This window comes from Citricoccus alkalitolerans (assembly GCF_039528175.1).
GTDB lineage: Bacteria > Actinomycetota > Actinomycetes > Actinomycetales > Micrococcaceae > Citricoccus > Citricoccus alkalitolerans.
This window is the reverse complement of sequence record NZ_BAAALH010000002.1, coordinates 803,101-822,850: the sequence shown is the minus strand read 5'-3', so window position 1 is coordinate 822,850 and position 19,750 is coordinate 803,101. Positions and strand designations below refer to the sequence as shown.

General features: G+C 70.4%; 14 protein-coding genes. 10 read left to right on the top strand and 4 right to left on the bottom strand.

Going from position 1 to position 19,750, the window contains the following annotated elements; translation table 11 throughout:
* Nucleotides 1–83 precede the first annotated feature (83 nt).
* Nucleotides 84–1,034 (bottom strand): acyl-CoA thioesterase, encoded by a 951-nt coding sequence (locus ABD134_RS09675; RefSeq protein ID WP_344228985.1) that lies wholly within the window; start codon nt 1,032–1,034, stop codon nt 84–86.
* A gap of 116 nt (nt 1,035–1,150) precedes the next feature.
* Between ABD134_RS09675 and ABD134_RS09670 the strand changes: the two genes are divergently transcribed.
* Together ABD134_RS09670 and ABD134_RS09665 are read left to right on the top strand one after the other, a co-directional pair.
* The gene (locus tag ABD134_RS09670) at nt 1,151–2,257 is read left to right on the top strand and encodes an acyl-CoA thioesterase (RefSeq protein ID WP_344228983.1); all 1,107 of its coding nucleotides are present in this window, start codon (nt 1,151–1,153) and stop codon (nt 2,255–2,257) included.
* Nucleotides 2,257–2,856: a HEAT repeat domain-containing protein gene (locus ABD134_RS09665; protein WP_344228981.1), complete on the top strand. Its 600-nt coding sequence runs from the start codon at nt 2,257–2,259 to the stop codon at nt 2,854–2,856. Before ABD134_RS09670 ends, ABD134_RS09665 begins: the two co-directional genes overlap by 1 nt.
* Before the next feature lie 69 nt (nt 2,857–2,925).
* On the opposite strand, the gene ABD134_RS09660 is transcribed toward ABD134_RS09665, so the two are convergent.
* Together ABD134_RS09660 and ABD134_RS09655 are read right to left on the bottom strand one after the other, a co-directional pair.
* Nucleotides 2,926–4,524 (bottom strand): molybdopterin-dependent oxidoreductase, encoded by a 1,599-nt coding sequence (locus ABD134_RS09660; RefSeq protein WP_417282002.1) that lies wholly within the window; start codon nt 4,522–4,524, stop codon nt 2,926–2,928.
* A 179-nt stretch (nt 4,525–4,703) separates the two neighbouring features.
* Complete coding sequence (locus ABD134_RS09655) at nt 4,704–5,408, bottom strand: fasciclin domain-containing protein (protein WP_344228977.1); 705 nt, start codon at nt 5,406–5,408, stop codon at nt 4,704–4,706.
* Nucleotides 5,409–5,568: 160 nt separating this feature from the next.
* Between ABD134_RS09655 and ABD134_RS09650 the strand changes: the two genes are divergently transcribed.
* From ABD134_RS09650 to ABD134_RS09625, 6 genes are all read left to right on the top strand, one after another.
* Entirely contained in the window at nt 5,569–6,852 is a 1,284-nt protein-coding gene (locus ABD134_RS09650; RefSeq protein WP_344228975.1) for a methyltransferase domain-containing protein, read from the top strand.
* Between the two features lie 153 nt (nt 6,853–7,005).
* Entirely contained in the window at nt 7,006–10,425 is a 3,420-nt protein-coding gene (locus tag ABD134_RS09645) for an HAD-IA family hydrolase (protein ID WP_344228973.1), read from the top strand.
* A gap of 187 nt (nt 10,426–10,612) precedes the next feature.
* On the top strand, nt 10,613–11,056 hold the full coding sequence (locus ABD134_RS09640; protein ID WP_344228971.1) for a hypothetical protein: 444 nt from the start codon (nt 10,613–10,615) through the stop codon (nt 11,054–11,056).
* Complete coding sequence (locus ABD134_RS09635) at nt 11,053–12,231, top strand: nitronate monooxygenase (RefSeq protein WP_344228969.1); 1,179 nt, start codon at nt 11,053–11,055, stop codon at nt 12,229–12,231. Before ABD134_RS09640 ends, ABD134_RS09635 begins: the two co-directional genes overlap by 4 nt.
* Nucleotides 12,228–13,502: a sensor histidine kinase gene (locus ABD134_RS09630; RefSeq protein WP_344228967.1), complete on the top strand. Its 1,275-nt coding sequence runs from the start codon at nt 12,228–12,230 to the stop codon at nt 13,500–13,502. The genes ABD134_RS09635 and ABD134_RS09630 overlap by 4 nt, the downstream gene beginning before the upstream one ends.
* Nucleotides 13,503–13,696: 194 nt before the next feature.
* The gene (locus ABD134_RS09625) at nt 13,697–14,443 is read left to right on the top strand and encodes a LuxR C-terminal-related transcriptional regulator (protein ID WP_378108314.1); all 747 of its coding nucleotides are present in this window, start codon (nt 13,697–13,699) and stop codon (nt 14,441–14,443) included.
* A 6-nt stretch (nt 14,444–14,449) separates the two neighbouring features.
* Here the strand turns inward: ABD134_RS09625 and ABD134_RS09620 are convergent, their stop codons facing one another.
* On the bottom strand, nt 14,450–15,910 hold the full coding sequence (locus ABD134_RS09620; RefSeq protein ID WP_344228965.1) for an L-lactate permease: 1,461 nt from the start codon (nt 15,908–15,910) through the stop codon (nt 14,450–14,452).
* 195 nt (nt 15,911–16,105) lie between these two features.
* Between ABD134_RS09620 and ABD134_RS09615 the strand changes: the two genes are divergently transcribed.
* On the top strand, nt 16,106–16,888 hold the full coding sequence (locus ABD134_RS09615) for an ABC transporter ATP-binding protein (RefSeq protein WP_344228963.1): 783 nt from the start codon (nt 16,106–16,108) through the stop codon (nt 16,886–16,888).
* Nucleotides 16,889–16,891: 3 nt separating this feature from the next.
* On the top strand, nt 16,892–19,738 hold the full coding sequence (locus ABD134_RS09610) for an FtsX-like permease family protein (protein ID WP_344228961.1): 2,847 nt from the start codon (nt 16,892–16,894) through the stop codon (nt 19,736–19,738).
* Nucleotides 19,739–19,750: the final 12 nt, after the last annotated feature.

Here is a 19,750-nt window from a genome sequence, read left to right as displayed (position 1 = left end):
GAATCGCCACCCGCGAGTGGCGCTTCACCTGTGAAGGGCCGGCCGTCTCCGCACGGCCCTCGACCGAGGGGCAGGACTCCCTGTCAGCCACCGGCCCATTCGTGAGCGGCCTTGTTCCGCAGGCCTACGAGCTCGAGGGCGCGCCGCTCCAGGACCTGGTCCTGCTCGCTCACGGCGGTCCACTGCTTGACGGGCAGTGCCTTGCCGTCCGCTCCGGCGGACACCATCACCGTCAGCCCGTGGGCGATCAGCATCGGTTCGCGTTCACGCCGGTCACCGGCGCGGGCGCGGACGGACAGGTGCATGGACCGCGGGCCGGTGTGCACGAGCCGGGCTTCCAGTTCCACGAGGTCGCCCACGCGCACGGGCTGGTAGAAGCGCACGCCGCCGGCGAAGACCGCGACCACGGGCACCCCCGACCACCGGGAGGCGCAGACGTTGGCCGCCTCGTCGATCCACCGCATGACGGTGCCGCCCTGGACCTTCTCGCCGGGGTACACCTCACGGGTGTGGGCCAGGAACCTCATGATCACGGATTCGCTGGTCAGCTCACCGGCGGGCGGTGGGGCCTCGATCATGGCCTCCTCCACCTCACGGCGAACCGTGCCGCGCAGCTTGGCCAGGCGCTCCCGCTCCAGCTCCTCCGGGGTGTCCGGCTCCCAGGGGCGGACGGGAATGGAGTTGCCCTGCGCATCCACCGCCACGTAGACCATGACGCATTCGGTGCACACCGTGGACTTGCCGTCGGCCCCCTTGATCTCCGGCAGCACCACGCGAGTCTGCACGTGCACCGAGGTCCGGCCGGTGTGCACCACCCGGGACTGCACCACCACGCGGGTCTCCACCGGCACCGGGTTGCCGAAGTGCATGTTGCCCACATAGGAGGAGACCACGTTGGTCCCGGACCAGGAGGCGGCAGAGGCGTAAGCAGTCTTGTCAATCCAGGTCATGACCGTGCCAGCATCCACGGAGCCATCAGGGTGGTCATAGGATTCGGCCCTGAACTGCAGGGCGACAGAACTGTGGGTGGGCATACCACCGAAACTAGCACCCGTGACGGACGCCACGTTCACTGGATTCTCGCCCAGTGGAAACTTCCGGCAAGTCCACAGCCAACGCCCAGCCCCGGGCCGCAGGTCACAATGGTGGGATGGAGATTCACCCAGCGCCGGCTGCCCCCTCACCGCCGACGCCACCGGCGGACCGCCGGCACGAGATCACGCTGCGCTTCCTCGCGGCCCCCACCGACCGCGGCAAGGCGGGGACGGTGGATGCCGGCCGGGTGCTGGAGTGGGTGGACAAGGCCGCCTTCGCCGCCGCCACTGGCTGGAGCGAGAGCTATTGCGTGACCGCCTACGTGGGCAATGTCCACTTCGAATACCCCGTCGAGGTCGGCGAGATGGTGGAGATCACGGCCACGGTCCTCTACACGGGCCGGTCCTCCATGCACATCAACACCATGGTGCGTTCCGGGGATCCCAGGACGGGCCGCCTCGACGAACGTGCCCGCTGCCTGGTCATCTTCGTGGCCGTGGATGCGGAGGGCCACTCCACGCCCGTGCCGGAGTTCGTCCCCCGCACCCTGGAGCAGCAGCTGGCCCGCGACTACGCCATGTCCCGCGTCTCGGTCCGGGACGAGATCTCGGCCGAGCTCCGCGGGCAGCAGTACACCGAGGCCGGCACCGCCGAGAAGGTGGTTTTGCGTTTCCTGGCCGAACCCACGGACGTGAACTGGGGTGGCAAGGTCCACGGCGGGATCGTCATGGAGTGGATCGACTCCGCGGCCTACCTCTGCTCCTCCCGTTACTGCGGCCGGGACACCGTGGCGGTGTTCTCCGGTGGCATCCGCTTCCTACGCCCCCTGCACATCGGGGATCTCGTGGAGGTGGAGGCCCGCCTGATCTACACGGGGACCAAGGGCATGCACATCGCCGTCGAGGTCCGTTCCGGGGATCCGAAGGGCGGAGAGCTGGCCCAGACCACGAATTGCATCACGGTCATGGTGGCCCGGGACAGCTCCGGGACGTCCGTGCCCGTCCCCGCATGGATGCCGGTCAATGACGAGGACCGGAGGCTGTGGCAGCACGCCCGCACCTTGCTGGAGATCCGCGGCCGGGCACCGGGGAACCGGCTGCCCAACCACCTGCTGGAAGAACAGAGGGACGACGCCGGCCGCGCACGGGCCTCAGGGGGCACGGAACCCAGCATTCAAACACGAGTCGAGACAGCCGAGATGTCGAGAGGGGAACAGCACTGATGGCCGACCACTACTGGGATGTGAACCTTCCGGGCCCCGCCGAGGGCGAGGAGGCCGCGATGGTGACGGCCGCCGTCGAGCAGGTGGGTGGCCGCCAGCTCGCCGACTGGGCCGTGCGATTGCTCAGCGGCCGTGCTCGTCCGGGGGATGCCGGGGATCCGGACATCGCGCTGATCCGCGGCGAGGCCGGCAGCCTGGACCCGGAGCTGGCCCTGGACCCGCATCTGCCCCGGATGCTGGGCGCCCGCGTGCTGGTGTACCACTGGCACCCGCGGGCCGCCGATGCCGTGCTGGCTGGCCTGGCGGACGAGAGCGCGGCGGTGCGCCGGACCTGCTGCCGGGTCGTCGCGGCCCATGGAGTGGAGGGCCTGATACCCACGGCCCGGACCGTCGAGTCATTGCTGTCCGACCCGGATCCTCGGGTGCGCAGCGCCGCGGCACAGGCCCTCGGTGAGGTTGGCGGGGAGTCGACCGCCTCCGCCCTGCAGAGCCTGCTCATGGACCCCGATTCGGTGCTGGCCTCAGCTGCCGAAGAGGCCCTGGACCGCCTGGCCGAGCGTTTCGCCCGGCCGGATCTGCGCGCCGAACCGGAGTACTGAGCCGCAGAACTGAGCCGGCATCCGCGCTCACGGCCGGGCCGCCCGCTGGACTGCACCCCGGGCGGTCGGCTACTCGACGCTGAACTGGACCTCATGCCAGCCACTCGCGCCGTCCGGCACGGTGTCCGCGCGGTCCGAGGTCTGCACCTCGCCGTCGCGGTTCACGGCGCGGACCCGGGCCTTGTGGTTGCCGGGCTCGCCCTCCCAGTCCAAGGACCACTGCCGCCAGGTGTCCACGGTGGCCTCGGCCGCCAAGGTGGCGTCCTGCCAGGCCCCGTCATCCACCTGCACCTGGACCCGGTCGATGCCGATGGTCTGGGACCAGGCAGTGCCGCCCAGGACCATGCCGCCGGCGGGCACCGCCTCGAAGCCCCGCGGGACATCGATCCTCGAGGCCAGCTTGATGGGCCCTCGTTCCGACCAACCGCGGTCCGTCCAGTAGGCGGTCTTGTCCTCGAATCGGGTGACCTCCAGGTCGACCACCCATTTGGTGGCTGAGACGTAGCCGTAGAGTCCCGGCACCACCATCCGCACCGGGAAACCATGCTCCAGCGGGAGAGGCTCCCCGTTCATGCCGACCGCGAGCAAAGCGTCCCGGCCGTCGGTCAGGACCTCCAGGGGGGTCGAGGCACTGAAGCCATCGGCCGAGGTGGAGAGCACCATGTCCGCACCCTCCTGCGGCCGCGCCCGGGCCAACAGGTCCTGGAGCGGGTACCCCAGCCACTTGGCGTTGCCGGCCAGGTCTCCGCCCACGGGATTGGACACGCACGTCAGGGTGACCCAGCTCTCCTGGAGGTCCAGCTCCAGCAATTCGGTGAAGCTCAGGGTGAACTCCTCCTCGACCAAGCCATGGACCCGCAGCTCCCAGGTGGAAGGGTCGATCCGGGGCACGGCCAAGGCCGTGTCGATGCGGTAGAAGTCGCCGTTCGGGGTGACGAACGGTGGCATCCCGGGGGCCGGTGAACCCACCCCTTGGGGCAGCTGGGCGGCCGTACGGCGCGCTCCGGGCAGGCGTAAGGCGTCACGGGTGGCCACCGCGGCCGTGCTGACGGCGGAGAGGGCGCGGCCACCGACCAGGGCCGCCACGGCCACCACCGCCGTCAGGCCGGCGCCGATCAGGAAGGTCCGCCGCGCCGCTTCCGGCCCGGCGTCAGGTGCCGCGCCCCCCTCAACGATCCTCGGGCTGGGTCCGGCGCCGGCCAGGACGGTGCGTCGGTGCGCCAGCCGCACGAGCCAGTTCAGCGCCGCAATGCCACACACACCACCGAGAACGGTGGGCAGCAGGTCAAGCAACCCGGTGGCCGGCCGGCTCAGGACGGCGGCGCCCGGGAGTACGGCGATGGCCGCACAGAGCACCGAGGCGAGGGCCAGCCGGCGCCGGGCGATAAGACCCAGAACCGCGGCCAGGGCCAGGGCCACCACGCCCATGGACACCATCAGCACCAACTTGTCCGCGGTGCCGAAGACGTCGATCGCGAAGTCCTTCAGCCAGGCGGGGGTGATGTCGATGAAGGCCGCCCCCACAGCCACCAGGGGTGAGGACACCGGGGAGAACAGCGCCGAGGCGATCTCGGCGATGCCCAGCAGAAGGGCGGCGGCAAGCGCGCCGGAGGCGGCGAAGGGCCAGCCGCGGGCGGAGCCTGGTTCAGCGTGCCTCGTCATGGCCATCGTTCTTCTCTCGTCGGTGGCGCCAGACGGCGCCGGCCTCGGGCGGCGGATGCACCCGGTGGCGGATATTGACAGTTTCGAAGGTCAAAGGTGGCGGATGCAGGAAGTGGCCGGCCCTGTACCGCTTTCGGTACTGGACCGGCCACCTCCGCGCCGTCGGTGGTCGAGCCAGTGGAGGATCAGTCCATGGCCGGCATCAGCACGGAATCGACCAGGTAGACGGTCGCGTTGGCGGTCTGGACGCCACCGCAGATGACGTTGGCGTCGTTGACGGTCAGCTCGTCACCGCTGCCGGCGACCTCGAGGTCATCGCCCTGCACAGTGGTGTGGGTGCCGGCGATCTCGTCCGGGGAGATCTGGCCGGGAACCACATGGTAGGTGAGCACCGTGGAGAGCATGTCGGCATCCTCCACCACGGCGTTCAGGTCTGCCTCGGGGATGGCGGCGAACGCGTCGTCCACCGGGGCGAACACGGTGAACTCGTCACCGTTCAGGGTGTCCACCAGGTTGACGTCCGGGTTCAGCTCGCCGGACACCGCCGAGGTGAGGGTCGTCAGCATGGGGTTGTTCGAGGCGGCCACGGCCACGGGGTCCATGGCCATGCCCTCCACCGAGCCGGCACCGTCAGGGACCTCCTCGGCATACGCGGCGCAGCCCGGGCCGACGAGGTTGGCGGCCGGGTCCATCATGGACTCCGAGGCGCTGGCAGATCCAGAGCCGGACTCCATGGACTCGTCCATGGAGGGCGAGGAGGACATGGAGGATTCGGACGAGGCGGCCGCCGAGGAGGAGGCCGGCTCGTCTGCGGCGCCGCCACAGGCGGTCAGTCCGAGGGCCGTCACAGCGAACAGTCCCAGCATGGTGTTGCGCATCGTGGTCTTCATGATGACTACTCCTTGAAGTGTGTGGAACGTGCTGTCCCACGGGTGCCTCCCCCCGGTCTTCCGGGCGGGCTGTCATGGAGTATTCGGAGCCACCCGCCCGGCGGATGGGTCCGGATGGTGGATCGGCAGAACTTTTTTCAGCCACTAACCTGGAGACACCATGCAATGCCCCCATTTCGACGCCGGCACGTGCCGTTCCTGCCCCCTGATGGGCGTGCCGTACGCGGAGCAATTGAACCGGAAACAGGCCGGCGTCCGCCGCCTCCTGGATCCGGTGGCCGGCACCCGGGAGCCGGATGGATCGGAGCTGTGGCTGAACCCCGTCCCCTCGCGTGAATCCGGCTTCCGCAACAAGGCCAAGATGGTCGTCACCGGCTCAGCGGAGCATCCCCGGCTGGGCATCCTCGATCCCCGCCAGCACCCCAAGCACCATGACGGCACCGGCGTGGACCTGCGCGACTGCGGCCTCTACGAGCCGCCGCTCGGGGCGGCCTTCCCCGTGGTGGCGGAGGTCATCACCGCTGCCGGGCTCACCCCGTACGACGTCGGCTCGCGCACCGGTGAGCTCAAGCACGTCATCCTGACCCTCTCCCCCTCGGGCCGGCTCATGATCCGGTTCGTGCTGCGCTCCCGGGACCAGCTGCCGGCCCTCCGCGCGGCCGTACCCGCCCTGCTGGCGGCCCTGCCGGCCACCGAGGTCGTCACCGCGAACCTGCTTCCGGAGCACCGCGCCCTGCTCGAGGGCCCGGAGGAGATTCACCTGGCCGGCGCGCCGACGCTGCCGATGCTCCTCAACGGCATCCCCCTGAACCTGCGGCCGCAGGGCTTCTTCCAGACCAATACGGCCCTGGCGGCCACGCTCTACGCCCTCGCCTCCGAGTGGCTGGACACCACGGATGCCGCCAGCGTCTGGGACCTGTACTGCGGCGTGGGCGGCTTCGGCTTCCAGCTCGCCGAGGTCCGCTCGCACGGCGATGGCCGGACCGGTCCGCTCCCGGCCGGCACCGAGCGCACGGTGTGGGGCCTCGAGACGTCCGCTGACGCCGTCGCCGCCGCCCAGGTGACGGCACGGGACCTCGGCGTGCAGGACCGCGTCCGTTTCGCCGTCGGGGATGCCACCGCGATCCCCACGGGCCGGACACCGGACCATGTACCCCACCGGGCCACGGAGGTGCCGCCGGTGGGCACCGGTGCCGGTGAGATGCCCGCGGAGCTGCCGGACGCCGTCGTGGTCAATCCGCCTCGGCGCGGGATCGGATCCGAGCTGGCGGGCTGGATCCAGGCCTCCGGGATTCCGCACGTTCTCTACTCGAGCTGCAACGCGGCCACACTGGCGCGGGACCTCGAGCACCTGCCTGGATACCGCCCGGTGCGGGCGCGGCTGCTGGACATGTTCCCGCAGACCGAGCACTACGAGGTGCTGATGCTCCTCGAACGGCGCTGACCGCCCACCCCTGCGATCGCCGTGCCCGGGTGGCCTCGGGTTGATCCACGGCGCGTCCCCCTCGTTAGGCTGACCCCAAGACCTGTGGCCGGGTCCATGCTGGGGACTGACCGCGACATGCCGAGGCAACCGCCCGAGGAACAAGAAGGCTTCATGCATCCACTGACTCGTCCCGTCCAGTTGACGGGCTCCGCCCGCCGCCACACCCTCCGCCACTTCCGGGCGGTCATCTTCGACATGGACGGGGTGGTCACGGACACGGCCGGCGTGCACGCCCGGGCGTGGAAAGAGCTCTTCGACGCCTCGATCGCGGCGGTCGGGACCCTGCCCCACAACCTGGCCAGGGTGACCGCGGACCCGCGAGCGCTACGCCCCTTCGACCAGGTCACGGACTATCTGCAGTTCGTGGACGGCCGGCCCCGAGAGGACGGTGTCCGGGCCTTCTTCGCCTCCCGCGGCCTGAGGGTGCCGGAAGCCCCGGACTCGCTCACGGAGCTCACGGAGTGGTCGGGTCCGGGGGCCGACGTCGGCGCCGACGGCGCACTGACCGTGCAGGCCCTGGCGGCCCGCAAGCAGGGGTTCTTCGAGGTGGTCCTGGCGCGCGAGGGCGTGGCGGTCTTCCCGGAGGCCCTCGCCCTGCTGACGCAGTTGCGCCACGATTCCGTGCCCACCGCCCTCGTCACCTCCTCCCGCAACTCCGCGGCCGTGCTGGAAGCGGGCCACGTGGACAAGCTCTTCGACGTGGTGGTGGACGGCAACTCCGCCCTGGAACGAGGCCTGCCCGGCAAACCTGACCCGGCAACGTTCCGACTGGCCGCCCAGCAGCTGGGCGTGGAACCGGTGGATGCGATCGTCCTCGAGGACGCGGCCTCCGGAGTGCAGGCAGCGCACGACGGCGGCTTCGGCCTGGTCGTCGGCGTGGACCGGGCGCGGGACCCGGACCGGCTCAAGAACGCCGGCGCGGACGTGGTGGTGGAGGACATCGCCACGCTGCACCTGGAGCAGCGCACCACCAGGCCCTTCGACCCGAACTGGGTGCTGGCCTATGACGAGTTCAACCCGGCGGAGGAGGGCACCCGGGAAGCCCTCTGTGCCCTGGCCAATGGCTACTGGGGCACGCGCGGCTCCGTCCCCGGCACCACCGCCGGCCCCACCCACTACACCGGGACGTACGTGGCCGGCGTCTTCAACCGGCTGACGTCCACGGTCCAGGGCAGGACGGTCGAGACCGAACACATGGTCAACGCCCCCGACTGGACCTTCGTGCTGGTCACCCTGGACAACGGCGAGGAGCTGGTGCCGGGCAACCCGAACATGGTCTCCTACCGCCAGGAGCTGGACCTGCGCCGGGGCCTGCTGAGCCGCACCATGCGGTTCCGGGATGAGCGTGGCCGCACCACCCGGGTCAGCACCCGCCAGTTCCAGTCCTTCGCCGGCCACCACCTGGCCGCCATGGAACTGACCGTGGAGGCCGAGGACTGGAGCGGCACGGCCACGGTGAGGTCCATGGTCGATGGCCGCGTGTCCAACCAGAATGTGGCCGATGACCGCGAGCTCGCCTCCGACCACTGGGATCCGGTCCAGGCCCGGGAGATCGATGGGGAGACCGTCCTGCTGGAGACGGTGACCAACCAGTCCCGGGTGCACGTGGCCACCGCCGCCCGGACCCGCTTCCAGTCCCCCGCCGATGCACCCGAGCCGGTCCGCACCCCGGTGGAGCTGGGTCCCATGGTGATCGGACACGATATCGAGATTGAGCTCGCCGAGGGCGTCCCGGTGATGTTCGACAAGATCGCGGCGGTGGCCAATACCCACGATCACGCCATCTCCTCGGTCTGGCACAACGCGGCCAAGCGCATCGAGCGGACCAGCTCGTTCCGCCAGCTGCTGACTTATCACGAGGAGATGTGGGGCATCAACTGGTCCCGCTTCGCCGTGAAGCTGGACCAGGCCCCGGAGCAGCACGGCCACCTGCTCCCTCCGGCCACCCGGCTCGACGCGACCGAGGCCCTGGTCCGGAAGGGGGCCAACCAGCGCCACCAGCTGGCCCTGAACCTGCACACCTTCCATGTGCTGCAGACCAGCTTCGGCTCGCGCCGTGACCTGGACGCCGGTCTGGGCGCCCGTGGACTGCACGGCGAGGGCTACCGAGGGCACATCTTCTGGGACGAGATCTTCATCTATCCCATGCTGACGCTGCGCCGCCCGGAACTGACCCGCGGCCTGCTGATGTACCGCTACCGTCGGCTCGGCGAAGCCCGCGCCAACGCCCAAGCCGAGGGATACCAGGGCGCCATGTTCCCGTGGCAGTCCGGGTCCGACGGCCGCGAGGAGACCCCCACTGAACTGTGGAACGAACGCTCACAGCAGTGGATGCCGGACAACTCGCACCACCAGCGGCACGTCTCCCTGGCCGTGGCGTACTCCGTGCTGCGTTACGTGGAGGCCACGCAGGACCAGACCTTCGTCTCGGACTACGGTGCCGAGATGCTCGTGGAGATCTGCCGGTTCTTCGTGTCCATGACTCACGACAACCCCGAGCGCGGCCGGTACGAGCTGCACGGCGTGATGGGCCCGGACGAGTACCACGACGGCTACCCGGACGCTCCTGGATCCGGTGTGCGGAACAACGCCTACACCAACGTGCTGCTGTCCTGGGTGCTCTCCGAGACCGTGCGGCTGGTGCGCTGGCTGGATGGACTGGACGACCCACTGACCGAATGGCTGGACGTCTTCGAGGACGAGCTGGACCGTTGGACGGACATCAGCCTCAAGCTGCGGGTGCCGTTCCAGGCCGGCGGCATCATGAGCCAGTTCGACGGCTATGAGGACCTGCTGGAGTTCGACTGGGACGCCTACCGGGCGAAGTACGGCAACATCGGGAGGCTCGACCTCATCCTGCAGGCCGAGAACGACACCACGAATCGCTACAAGCTCTCCAAGCAGGCGGACGTGCTGATGCTTACCTATCTGTTCTCCTCCGAGGAGCTCCAGGGCATCCTCGACCGGATGGGATACCACTTCACCTCGGAGGACTTCGCCGCCACCGTGGACTACTACCTGGCCCGCACCTCACACGGATCCACCCTGTCCCGGCTCGTCCACGGTTGGGTCGCGGCCCGCACGGACCGCTCCAGCTCCTGGGAGCTCTTCCAGGAGGCCCTCGAGGCGGACCTGTCCGACACCCAGGGCGGCACCACCCGCGAGGGCATCCACCTGGGGGCCATGGCGGGCACCGTGGACATGATCATCCGCTGCTACGCCGGCGTGGAGACCCGTGCGGACACCCTGTGGCTGCACCCCCTGCTGCCCGTGGAACTGCCGGGCCTGCAGTTCACCATCCGGTTCCGCCGCCAGCCGTTGAGTGTGCGCATCACCCAGTACTGCATCACCCTGGAGTTGCTGGACGGCTCTGCCCGCCCCATCCACCTCAACGTGGAGGGGCGGGACAAGACCATGCATCCGGGCGAGAAGTGGACCGTGCCGCTGCTGAATCGCCACCCGTCCCTGACCGCCTCCGCGGACCCCATGGCGTGCGTCTCCCCGGACGCCAACCGGCTGGGCATCCTCTGATCCACGTCCCACGCACTCTCCGACCCCCGTCCCTTCGTTTTGCGGGCAGCAATTAGTACTAGTTCCTGCCCGCAAAACGGTAGGGGCCGGTTCCGGGCGGGATCATCCCCTGGTTGTACACCGCGGGCCCCAGGTTCACCCTCCAGTGTCTTCTGCGGCACCGGCCCCGGCGGGCACTCTGGAGGACATGAGCACGCCGACCCTCACCCCCACCTCCGCCGCCGCCAATGCCAACGCCTCGTCCGCCGCCCCCTCCACCGCCACCCACACTGACGCCACCTTCGCTGCCTCCAACACCACCGCAACCCCCGCCGAGGACCTCCGTGTCATCACGATCCCGGCCTCGGACGGAATGGCCGACTCCGAGCCCGTGCACCACGTCATCTCGGCCTCCAGCTACGCCGCGGACATCACCGACCCGGCGGCCGAGACCCTCCCCACCCACCCCGAGTCCACCGGTCGCGGCCCGGCCCTGTTGGGCATGCTGATCGCCATGATCGCCGTGGGTGCCTTCCTGACCCAGTTCACGGAGGCCGGCCAGGAGCTCGTCCTGGCCGCGATGCTGGTCTCGGGGCTCGCCACGGCCGGCATCACGCGGGCACTCGCGCTCCGTGCCAGAATCCACCCATGAGCACTGATTCACCCGGCGGCCCACTCAGCGGATCTACGTCCACTCACACCACCCCGCGGTTCACCCCTCCAGCGGCGCCCGTGATCGCCGCGCCGATGGCCGGCGGACCCTCCACCTGGCAGCTCGCCGCAGCGGTCTCGGCTGCCGGCGGCCTGGGCTTCCTGGCCGGCGGCATGCGTCCGGTGGACCAGCTCGTCGCGGACGTCGAGGCGGCCCGCCAGGCCACGGACCGGACCATCGGAATCAATCTCTTCGTCCCCGAGCCGGCCAACACCGCCATCCCCACCTCCCGCAAGACACCCGGCTCCGAGGCGCGACGCCGACGCGCGGCCGAGGTGGCCGCGTACCGTTCCGCGCTACTCACCGAGGCAGCAGCACTCGGTGTGAACCTGCCCGGGACCGGCGACCATTCACAGGCCACCCCCCTGGACCCGGACGGGATGGACGGCTGGGACGCCAAGCTCGAGGCAGCCGCGGCCGGCGCCTGGCCCCTGGTCACATTCACCTTCGGCCTGCCCGCCTCTCAGGTCTTCGACCGCCTGCACGCCGCCGGCTGCGTCCTCGGGGTCACCGTGACCACCGTCGAAGAGGCCACCGCCGCCCTGGCCCACGGCGCCGATGTGCTCAGCGTCCAGGGGCCTGAATCCGGCGGTCACCGCTCCGTCCACGATCCCCAGGCCGCGCCGGGCACCACCGCCTTGGCCGAGCTACTCGCCGAGGTACGGGCCGGCGTCGGGCCCGAGGTCCCCCTGTTCGCCGCCGGCGGGATCATGGACGCCGACGGGGTGCGTGCCGTGCTGGCCGCCGGGGCCGCCGCCGCCCAGTGCGGCACCGCGTTCCTGCGGGCAGAGGAAGCCGGCACCTCCGCCCTGCAACGCGCGACCCTGGAGCAGGCCGCCGACGGTACCCGCTTCACCCACGACAACGGCTCCGCCCGCACCGCGCTGACGCGGGCGTTCTCCGGGCGCTGGGCGCGGGGCCTGGAGAACCGGTTCATGCGCGACCACGCCGATGCCCCCGGCGCCTATCCGGAGGTCAACCTCCTGACCCAGCCCCTGCGGGCGGCGGCCACCGCGGCCGGTGATGCGGACGCCGTGAGCCTGTGGGCCGGCGTCGGGGCCGCCCAGACGCGTGTGGCTCCGGCCGCGGAGATCCTGGGAGACCTCACTCCGTGAATCCCCTGCGCCGGATCGACACCTTTTTCCGAGACCATCCCGTCCTCACGGATGTGTTGGTGGCTTGTGTGTTGGTGTCCTTCTTCTCCCTGATCTCCATCGGCGCCGCCGCCCCGGTGGGGAACCCGGAGGCCTCGGCGCTGCCATGGGTGCTGTTTGCGTTCGCCACCTCCGTCGGCCAACTCGCCCCGTGGGCCATCCGCCGCTGGAGACCCGTGCTGGCGGCCGGCACCACGGTGTTCTTCTGCCTCGTGCAGCTACTGATCGGCCCGGACCTGCTGCCGTCGATCGTGATCGTGCCAATGATGGTGCACAACCTCGCCGCGAACGGGCCCCGGTGGGCTTCGTTCGCCGGCATCAGCACAGCGCTGGCCGGGGCCGTGCTCAACGGGGTGAAGATCGCCTACGCCCCGCCGTCCTTCCTGGATCCGGGTGCGGATCTGATCTCCAACGACTCGTCGATGTATGGCGATCCCACCCAACAGGCCGTGATCGCCGTGTCCTTCGCCGTGGGAGCCGCGGCGATCGTGCTGGCGGCGTGGGCCTTCGGTGACCTCGCCCGCACCCGCCGCCTGGCCATGGAGCAATTGCGGGACCGGGCCCGGCAGCTCGAGGTGGAGGCGGCCCAGGAACGCGAGCTGGCGGCCGCGGACGAGCGGAACCACATCGCGCGGGAGATGCATGACATCGTCGCCCACTCGCTGCAGGTCGTCATCACCCAGGCGGACGGCGGCCGGTACGCCGGCGCGCACGACCCGCAGGTCGCCGTCGCCACCCTGGGCACCATCTCAGAGACCGGCCGCAAGGCCCTCGGGGAGATGCGCCGCTTGCTGGGTGTGCTGCGCGGACCGGAGGCCACCGAGTTCCACCCGCAGCCCGGGCTGGTGGACCTCGAGGACCTGATCGACACCATCCGCCTGACCGGCCTGGACGTGGACTTCGAGGTGGAGGGCAGCGCCCGCCGGGCCCTGCCGACGGGCGGCGAACTGGCGGCCTACCGGGCCGTTCAGGAGTCCCTGACCAATACGGTCCGCCACGGAGGCCCGAACGCCCGGGCCACGGTGCTGCTGAGCTGGACCAGCACCGGCCTCGAGATCGAGGTCACGGACAACGGGCGCGGAGCCGCCGCCTCAGAGTCCACCAAGGGCTCCCAGCAAGGCCTCCTCGGACTGCGCGAACGCATCGCCCTGTTCGGTGGCACCGTCCAGACCGGACCCCGGCAGGGCGGCGGCTTCTCCGTCCGCGCCGCCGTCCCGTACCAGGAGGTCTGAGATGGCGTCTGTGCACACCCGTCCAGATCCACAGGACTTCGCCTCACCGGTTCCACCATGTGACAAGTCCTCCGGATGTGGACAGCCCGACGAGCCGGACAGGAGATGATGGACACGTGACCGAGACCCAGCAAGTTGCAGCCATTCGCGTGGCCCTGGTGGACGATCAGCAGCTCGTCCGCTCCGGCCTGGCCATGCTCATCAACTCCCAGCCGGACCTCGAGGTCGTGGCCGAGGCATCGAATGGCCGGGACGCCGTGGCCTCCCCGGCCGTCCGCAGTGCCGACGTGGTGCTGATGGACATCCGGATGCCACAGATGGACGGCATCTCGGCGACGCGTGCCCTGCTGCCCCAGGCGCACGACGCCGGCGCCGCGCCGGCCGCTGCCAGTCGCGGGACCTCGGGCGGTCGCGCCTCTTCCGCCGGCCTGGGGAGCGGCCGCGCCACCCACCCGAGTTCTCTCGGCGGTGCCGCGGCCGGGGAACCGGTGGGCCCGCGCATCGTGGTGCTGACCACTTTCGACCTGGACGAATACGCGCTGGAGGCGATCGAAGCGGGGGCGTCCGGCTTCCTGCTGAAGGATGCGCCCCCGGAGGAGCTGCTTGCGGCGATCCGCACCGTGCACCGTGGCGATGCGGTCATCGCCCCCTCCACCACGCGCCGCCTCCTGGACCACATGGCACCGACCCTGCGCCGTGATCAGGCCGCCGACGATCGGCGCCAGTCGGAGACAGCCGCCGTGGACTCGCTGACGCCGCGTGAGCGCGAGGTGCTCGGGTTGATGGCGCGCGGTGACTCCAACCAGGAGATCGCCGCAGGACTCTTCCTGTCCGAGGCGACCGTGAAGACGCACGTGGGCCGGGTGCTCGCCAAGCTCGGTGCGCGTGACCGCGTCCAGGCCGTGGTGACGGCCTACCGGGCGGGTCTGGTCACGCCGTAGCCGGGATCATCCAGCGGCGGGCAGGAGCAGCAGGCAGGCGAAGCCCCAGATCACCAAGCAGGACAGGAAGAACGGCATGGTGATCCGCAGCAGGGCGCCCCGGCTGAGCGTCCGCCCGGGAGTGTCCTCGCGAACGTGGGGTTGGGCCAACCGGTAGGCCAGCTCGATCCGGGCGGGGCTCGTCAGGCAGCCGAGGCCGGCAGCGGCGTTCTGCCCGCCCATGACCCAGAGCGGATCCACCCCGAGGGCGTGCGCGGCGGCGGTCTGGGTGCCGCCGAACATGGAGTTCGCCCCCGTGTTGGAGGCAGTGATGTATCCGCCGAGTCCGCCGATCCACGGCACCAGGAACAGGAATCCACCCCCGAGGGAGGTCAACGCGGCGGCCAGGCTGCCCGCCAGCCCACCACCGGAGATGGCGTAGCCCAGCAGCAGATAGAGCCCGGTCGGGATGGCCGTGCCCAGCCACATCCGCCCGGTCTCGCGCGGCAGCAGCCAGCGGTGGTGCCGTTCCATGCCCAGGATCCACACGCCCGCGACGGCACCGCTGATGGACCACAGGGCGGGGGAGCCCAACACGGCCCCGATGCCATTGGGCAGGAGGGTCCGCTCGATGACCTGTCCGGCGATCGTCCCGAGGAGCAGGATCAGGTACGGGGCCAGATACCGCCAGGGAGTGGGCTGGAGTTTGCCCCGGCTGATGATCACGGCCCACAGTCCCGCCATGACGAGGGAGCCGACGGCGCCGGCCACCGCCGTGCCGAGCATCAGGTTGGCCACCACGATGACCGAACCCTGGACGAGCCCGGCGGTGAATCCGGTGCCGGCCCAGACGGCGTAGGCCTTCCACGTCAGCTCACCCGGGTGGGCCCCCGCCTCGTGGGAGCCGCGGCCCGCCACGATGGCGGCCAGGGTGCCCCCGCCCACGAAGGCCACGATATTGAATGCTCCGGAGGTCAGGCCCAGGTCCATCAGCGGGACACCGGCGATCTCGGCGCCGAGCAGGGTGCCCGGCGCCATGGAGCCCCACGGGGCCACGGTCAGGCCGAGCAGGGAGAGCAACGCGGCCCGCAGGGGCGTGAAGCCCAACGCGAGCAGCAGCGGCAATCCGATGATCACGGACACTCCGAAGCCCGTCACCGACTCCAGGAACGGGACCACGCCCGTCACCATCAGCAGCGCCGTGGATACGGTGGGTCCGCCGCCGGCGGAGAGCCAGATCGCGATCCGCTGCTGGCCGCCGGTGCGGTCCATGACCCGGGACAGCAGGATGCCACCGCCGATGATGGCCAGCACCTCCACGACCGTCCCGGCGCCACCGCCGAAGGCCTCCCCCAGGTCAGCCCACGGCGTGGAGAACCAGGCTACGGCGATCACCAAGGCGGCGCTCAAGCCGGCACCGGGCGCCACCCAGGAGGGTAGTTTCGTCGGGAGTAGTCCAAGGGTCAGCACGATCGGCAGAGCCGCCATGACCACATCCACTGACGGCCTCCACTTTCTGCTGGACATCCCTGTTCACGGGCTCCGGTCTCGGCCCCCGCACCGTCGAATGCTACCCCTGAGTCCGGGAGGACCCCGAGTCATCCCTGAGGATGACCCTGATCGGCCACGGAACGGGCCCGTCGGTGGATTCATTGCGGCGGTGAAACCGGTTGAGTGGGTGTCATGGATACCAGTACGGACGTCATCGCCTCCACCACTCCCTCTTCCCCCGGCACGCCCTCGACCGCCATCTCGGCCCGCGGCCTCGTGAAGACCTACGGCAAAGGCGAGGCCGTGGTCCACGCCCTCGCCGGCGTGGACGTGGACTTCGCCGAGGGACGCTTCACCGCCATCATGGGCCCCTCCGGCTCCGGCAAGTCCACTCTCATGCACTGCCTCGCCGGCCTGGACACTGCGAACTCCGGCTCCATCGTCCTCGGCAGCCAGGAGATCACCGGTCTGAACGACACCGAGCTGACCCGCCTGCGCCGCGACCGCATCGGCTTCGTCTTCCAGGCTTTCAACCTGGTCCCCACCCTGACGGCCGAGCAGAACATCGTGCTGCCCCTGGACCTGGCCGGCAAGCCGGTGGACCGGGCCTGGATGGCCGACGTCGTGGGGGTCCTCGGGCTGACGGATCGGCTCAAGCACAAGCCCCACCAACTCTCCGGCGGACAGCAGCAGCGCGTGGCCGTGGCCCGGGCCCTGCTGACCCGCCCGGACGTGGTGTTCGGCGACGAGCCGACCGGCAACCTGGACTCCGCCACCGGCGCCGAGGTGCTCTCCCTGTTGCGGCGCTCCTCCCGGGAGATGGGGCAGACCATCATCATGGTCACCCACGATCCGGCCGCCGCCGCCTACGCCGACCGCGTGGTCCTGCTCGCCGACGGACAGCTCGCCGGCGAGATCACCGACCCCACCCCGGACAACGTGCTGGCCTCCCTGGCGAAGCTGGGGGTGGCCTGAGCCATGCTAAAGCTCGCCCTGTCCCAACTGAGGGACCAGCCGCGCCGCTACATCTCAGTGCTGCTGGCCATCACCATCGGCGTGACCTTCCTGGCCTCCGCCCTGCTCGTGGGCTCGTCTTCCACGGCCAGCCTGCGCAACTCCATCGGGGCCACCTATTCACAGGCCGACCTGGTGGTCGGCCCGTCCTCCGGTTCCGCCGACCGGTACGGTGCCATGACCTCCATGGCCGAGGTGGCCGGCACCTCCTCCGAGCCCGGCCCCCTGCAGGACATCGACGGCGTGAAGGACGCCTACGCGCACGTGACCAACTCGGTGGGGGTCCAGCGACCCTCCGACGCGGAGGGTGGGGGGACCTGGAGCCCCGACTCCGACTTCGCCATGGCCTCCACCGTCCCCGAGGACACCTCTCTGGTGGCCGAAGGTCTCACGGCCGGCGAGTACCCTGCCACCGGCTCCACCACGGAGGTCACCGTGGATGAGCGCACCGCTGAGAACTTCGGGCTCGACGTCGGCTCATCCACCTTCTTGATGTCCGGCATGTCCGCCGACGCGGCCGGCCGCAAGGTCACCGTGTCCGGGCTGACCGAGGTCTCCCAAAATCCTGCTGCGATCGGCGCGATCCAGCTGAAGATGGATGACGCCCTGGCCGAGGCACTGAAGCTCGACTCCGTCCAGGCGATGACCTCGGACGCCGGTGCCGACGGCGAGGAGGCGTTCGATGTGGAGGAGATCCTCGGTCAGGACTACGCCGAGTACATCCTGGTCAGCCTGGAGGACGGGGCCGATCTGGCCACCGTCCAGGTCGCCCTGCAGGAGTTCGCCGAGGCCGAGGGGATGGCCGTCACCGTTGCCACCCCGGACGTGCAGGCCCAGGAGCAGGTCGCCCAGATGGCCGGTTCCAACGTCTTCGTCTGGGTGCTCGGCGCCTTCGCCGTGATCGCCCTGCTCGTCACCGCGCTGGTCATCTCCAACACCTTCTCTGTGCTCGTGGCCCAGCGGTCCCGCGACCTGGCCCTGCAGCGGGCCCTGGGCGCCTCCCGCCGGCAGGTGCGCGGCTCCGTGCTGGTCGAGGCCGGCGTCATCGGCATCCTCGGCGCGATCATCGGTTCGGCCCTGGCCAGCGGCATCGTGGCCGCCCTCGTCCTCTGGGGCTCCACCAACGAGGGCTTCGGCTTCCTGACCTTCGAGGCCAACCCCCGCGATCTGATCGCCTGTGTGGCCGTGGGCATGGTCATGACGATCATCGCCTCGATGTCCGCCGCCCTGGCGGCCACGCGCGTCTCCCCGCTGGAAGCCATGCGCCCCCGCGAGGACGCCGCCGTCGGCAACCGGGCCGGTACGCTGCGTCTGGTCTTCGGCACCCTGTTCCTGGCGGCTGGCGTGGCCGGACTGGTCTGGGGCGCTGTAGAGGCCAACCTGGCGATCGCCGTGGCCGGAGGAGCCCTGTCCTTCGTGGGCGTGCTCATGCTCGCCGTGCTGTTCGTGCCAGCGGTCGTCTCCGTCGCCGGGCTGGCGGCCCGCCCGGCCGGAGTGCCCGGCCGGATGGCCCGCCTCAACGCGACCCGCAATCCAGGCCGGACCGCCTCCACGGCCGCGGCCCTGCTGATCGGCACCACCCTGGTGGCCATGATGCTCACGGGCGGGCGCACCGCCCAGCAGCAGATGGACACGATCTTCGCCGCGGAGTTCCCCGTGGACCTGCAGGTGGAACTCATGCCCGGCAACGGCAATGAATCCGCACTGGACGCCGCCGCACAGTCCGGTGACGGTTCCGCTGCCTCCGGATCCGACGCGGCCGGCGTCGCAGGCCTGAACGCCGCAGAGGCCCAGACGGCCCGGGACGACGTGGCACAGGTGGATGGTATCGACGCCGCGGCCCTGCTCCTACCGGCCGGTGTGACCGAGCTTGCAGCACCCGACTTCGTGGCCTCGGGCGACGGCTCCGAGGGCGGTATTCCCGTCTACGCCGCCGACCCCACGGAACTGCGGTCCGTCGTCTCCGGCCTGCCGCAGGGCACGGGCGCCGATCGGCTCGGCGAATCCGGGACCATCCTGATGCCCAACACCGTCGAATCGGACACCGTGACCGTCACCGGCACCAGCGGTTCCCTCGAGCTCGAGGTCATCCAGAGTGCCTCATCCACCGTGCGGCCTGTGATCACCCTCGAGGATGCCAGGTCGATCGGACTGGCGGAGGACGCCGACGGCAGTGCCGGGCAAGGATCCGAGGACGGCGCAGGGGCGGGCAATGCTGCTGCTGCCGCCGTGGCCGCCACGGCACCGCAGCTCTGGCTCAATGCCTCGGACACCGTCACCATGGACGGCCTGCAGGAACTGAACACCGGCATCGCGCAGGCGGCCGGGGTGTCCCAGGACAAGATCTCCGGGGATCTCAGCATGCGACTGATGTTCTCCGTGGTGATCGACGGCATGCTCATGGTGGTCACGGCCCTGCTCGCCGTCTCGGTGCTGATCGCTCTGATCGGTGTGGCCAACACCCTGTCCCTGTCTGCCATCGAACGCTCACGGGAGAACTCGCTGATGCGGGCCCTTGGCCTGACCCGGCGCGGACTCCGCGGCATGCTGGCCCTGGAGGCCGTGCTGATCTCGGGAGTGGCCGCACTGATCGGCTGCGCCTTGGGCACCGTCTACGGCGGCCTGGGCGCCCACACGGTCTTCGGGCCGATGGCGGCCGGGATCGGTCAGTCGATCGTCTGGCCGGTGGTTCCCTGGTGGGAGTTGGCCGTGATCGTGGGGGTGTCCGTGCTGGCCGGGCTGCTCGCCTCGGTGGCCCCCTCGCAGCGGGCGGCCAAGTTGGCCCCGGTGCAGGGACTCGCCCTGGCCTGACCAGGGCTGGCT

Bases quoted from the DNA above. Each gene is read 5' to 3' on its own strand.
- ABD134_RS09660 (WP_417282002.1), bottom strand. From the start codon at position 4,524: ATGGCCATGACGAGGCACGCTGAACCAGGCTCCGCCCGCGGCTGGCCC.
- ABD134_RS09615 (WP_344228963.1), top strand. From the start codon at position 16,106: ATGGATACCAGTACGGACGTCATCGCCTCCACCACTCCCTCTTCCCCC.
- ABD134_RS09610 (WP_344228961.1), top strand. From the start codon at position 16,892: ATGCTAAAGCTCGCCCTGTCCCAACTGAGGGACCAGCCGCGCCGCTAC.
- ABD134_RS09620 (WP_344228965.1), bottom strand. From the start codon at position 15,910: ATGGCGGCTCTGCCGATCGTGCTGACCCTTGGACTACTCCCGACGAAA.
- ABD134_RS09675 (WP_344228985.1), bottom strand. From the start codon at position 1,034: ATGCCCACCCACAGTTCTGTCGCCCTGCAGTTCAGGGCCGAATCCTAT.
- ABD134_RS09645 (WP_344228973.1), top strand. From the start codon at position 7,006: ATGCATCCACTGACTCGTCCCGTCCAGTTGACGGGCTCCGCCCGCCGC.
- ABD134_RS09625 (WP_378108314.1), top strand. From the start codon at position 13,697: ATGCTCATCAACTCCCAGCCGGACCTCGAGGTCGTGGCCGAGGCATCG.
- ABD134_RS09640 (WP_344228971.1), top strand. From the start codon at position 10,613: ATGAGCACGCCGACCCTCACCCCCACCTCCGCCGCCGCCAATGCCAAC.
- ABD134_RS09635 (WP_344228969.1), top strand. From the start codon at position 11,053: ATGAGCACTGATTCACCCGGCGGCCCACTCAGCGGATCTACGTCCACT.
- ABD134_RS09655 (WP_344228977.1), bottom strand. From the start codon at position 5,408: ATGAAGACCACGATGCGCAACACCATGCTGGGACTGTTCGCTGTGACG.
- ABD134_RS09665 (WP_344228981.1), top strand. From the start codon at position 2,257: ATGGCCGACCACTACTGGGATGTGAACCTTCCGGGCCCCGCCGAGGGC.
- ABD134_RS09650 (WP_344228975.1), top strand. From the start codon at position 5,569: ATGCAATGCCCCCATTTCGACGCCGGCACGTGCCGTTCCTGCCCCCTG.
- ABD134_RS09670 (WP_344228983.1), top strand. From the start codon at position 1,151: ATGGAGATTCACCCAGCGCCGGCTGCCCCCTCACCGCCGACGCCACCG.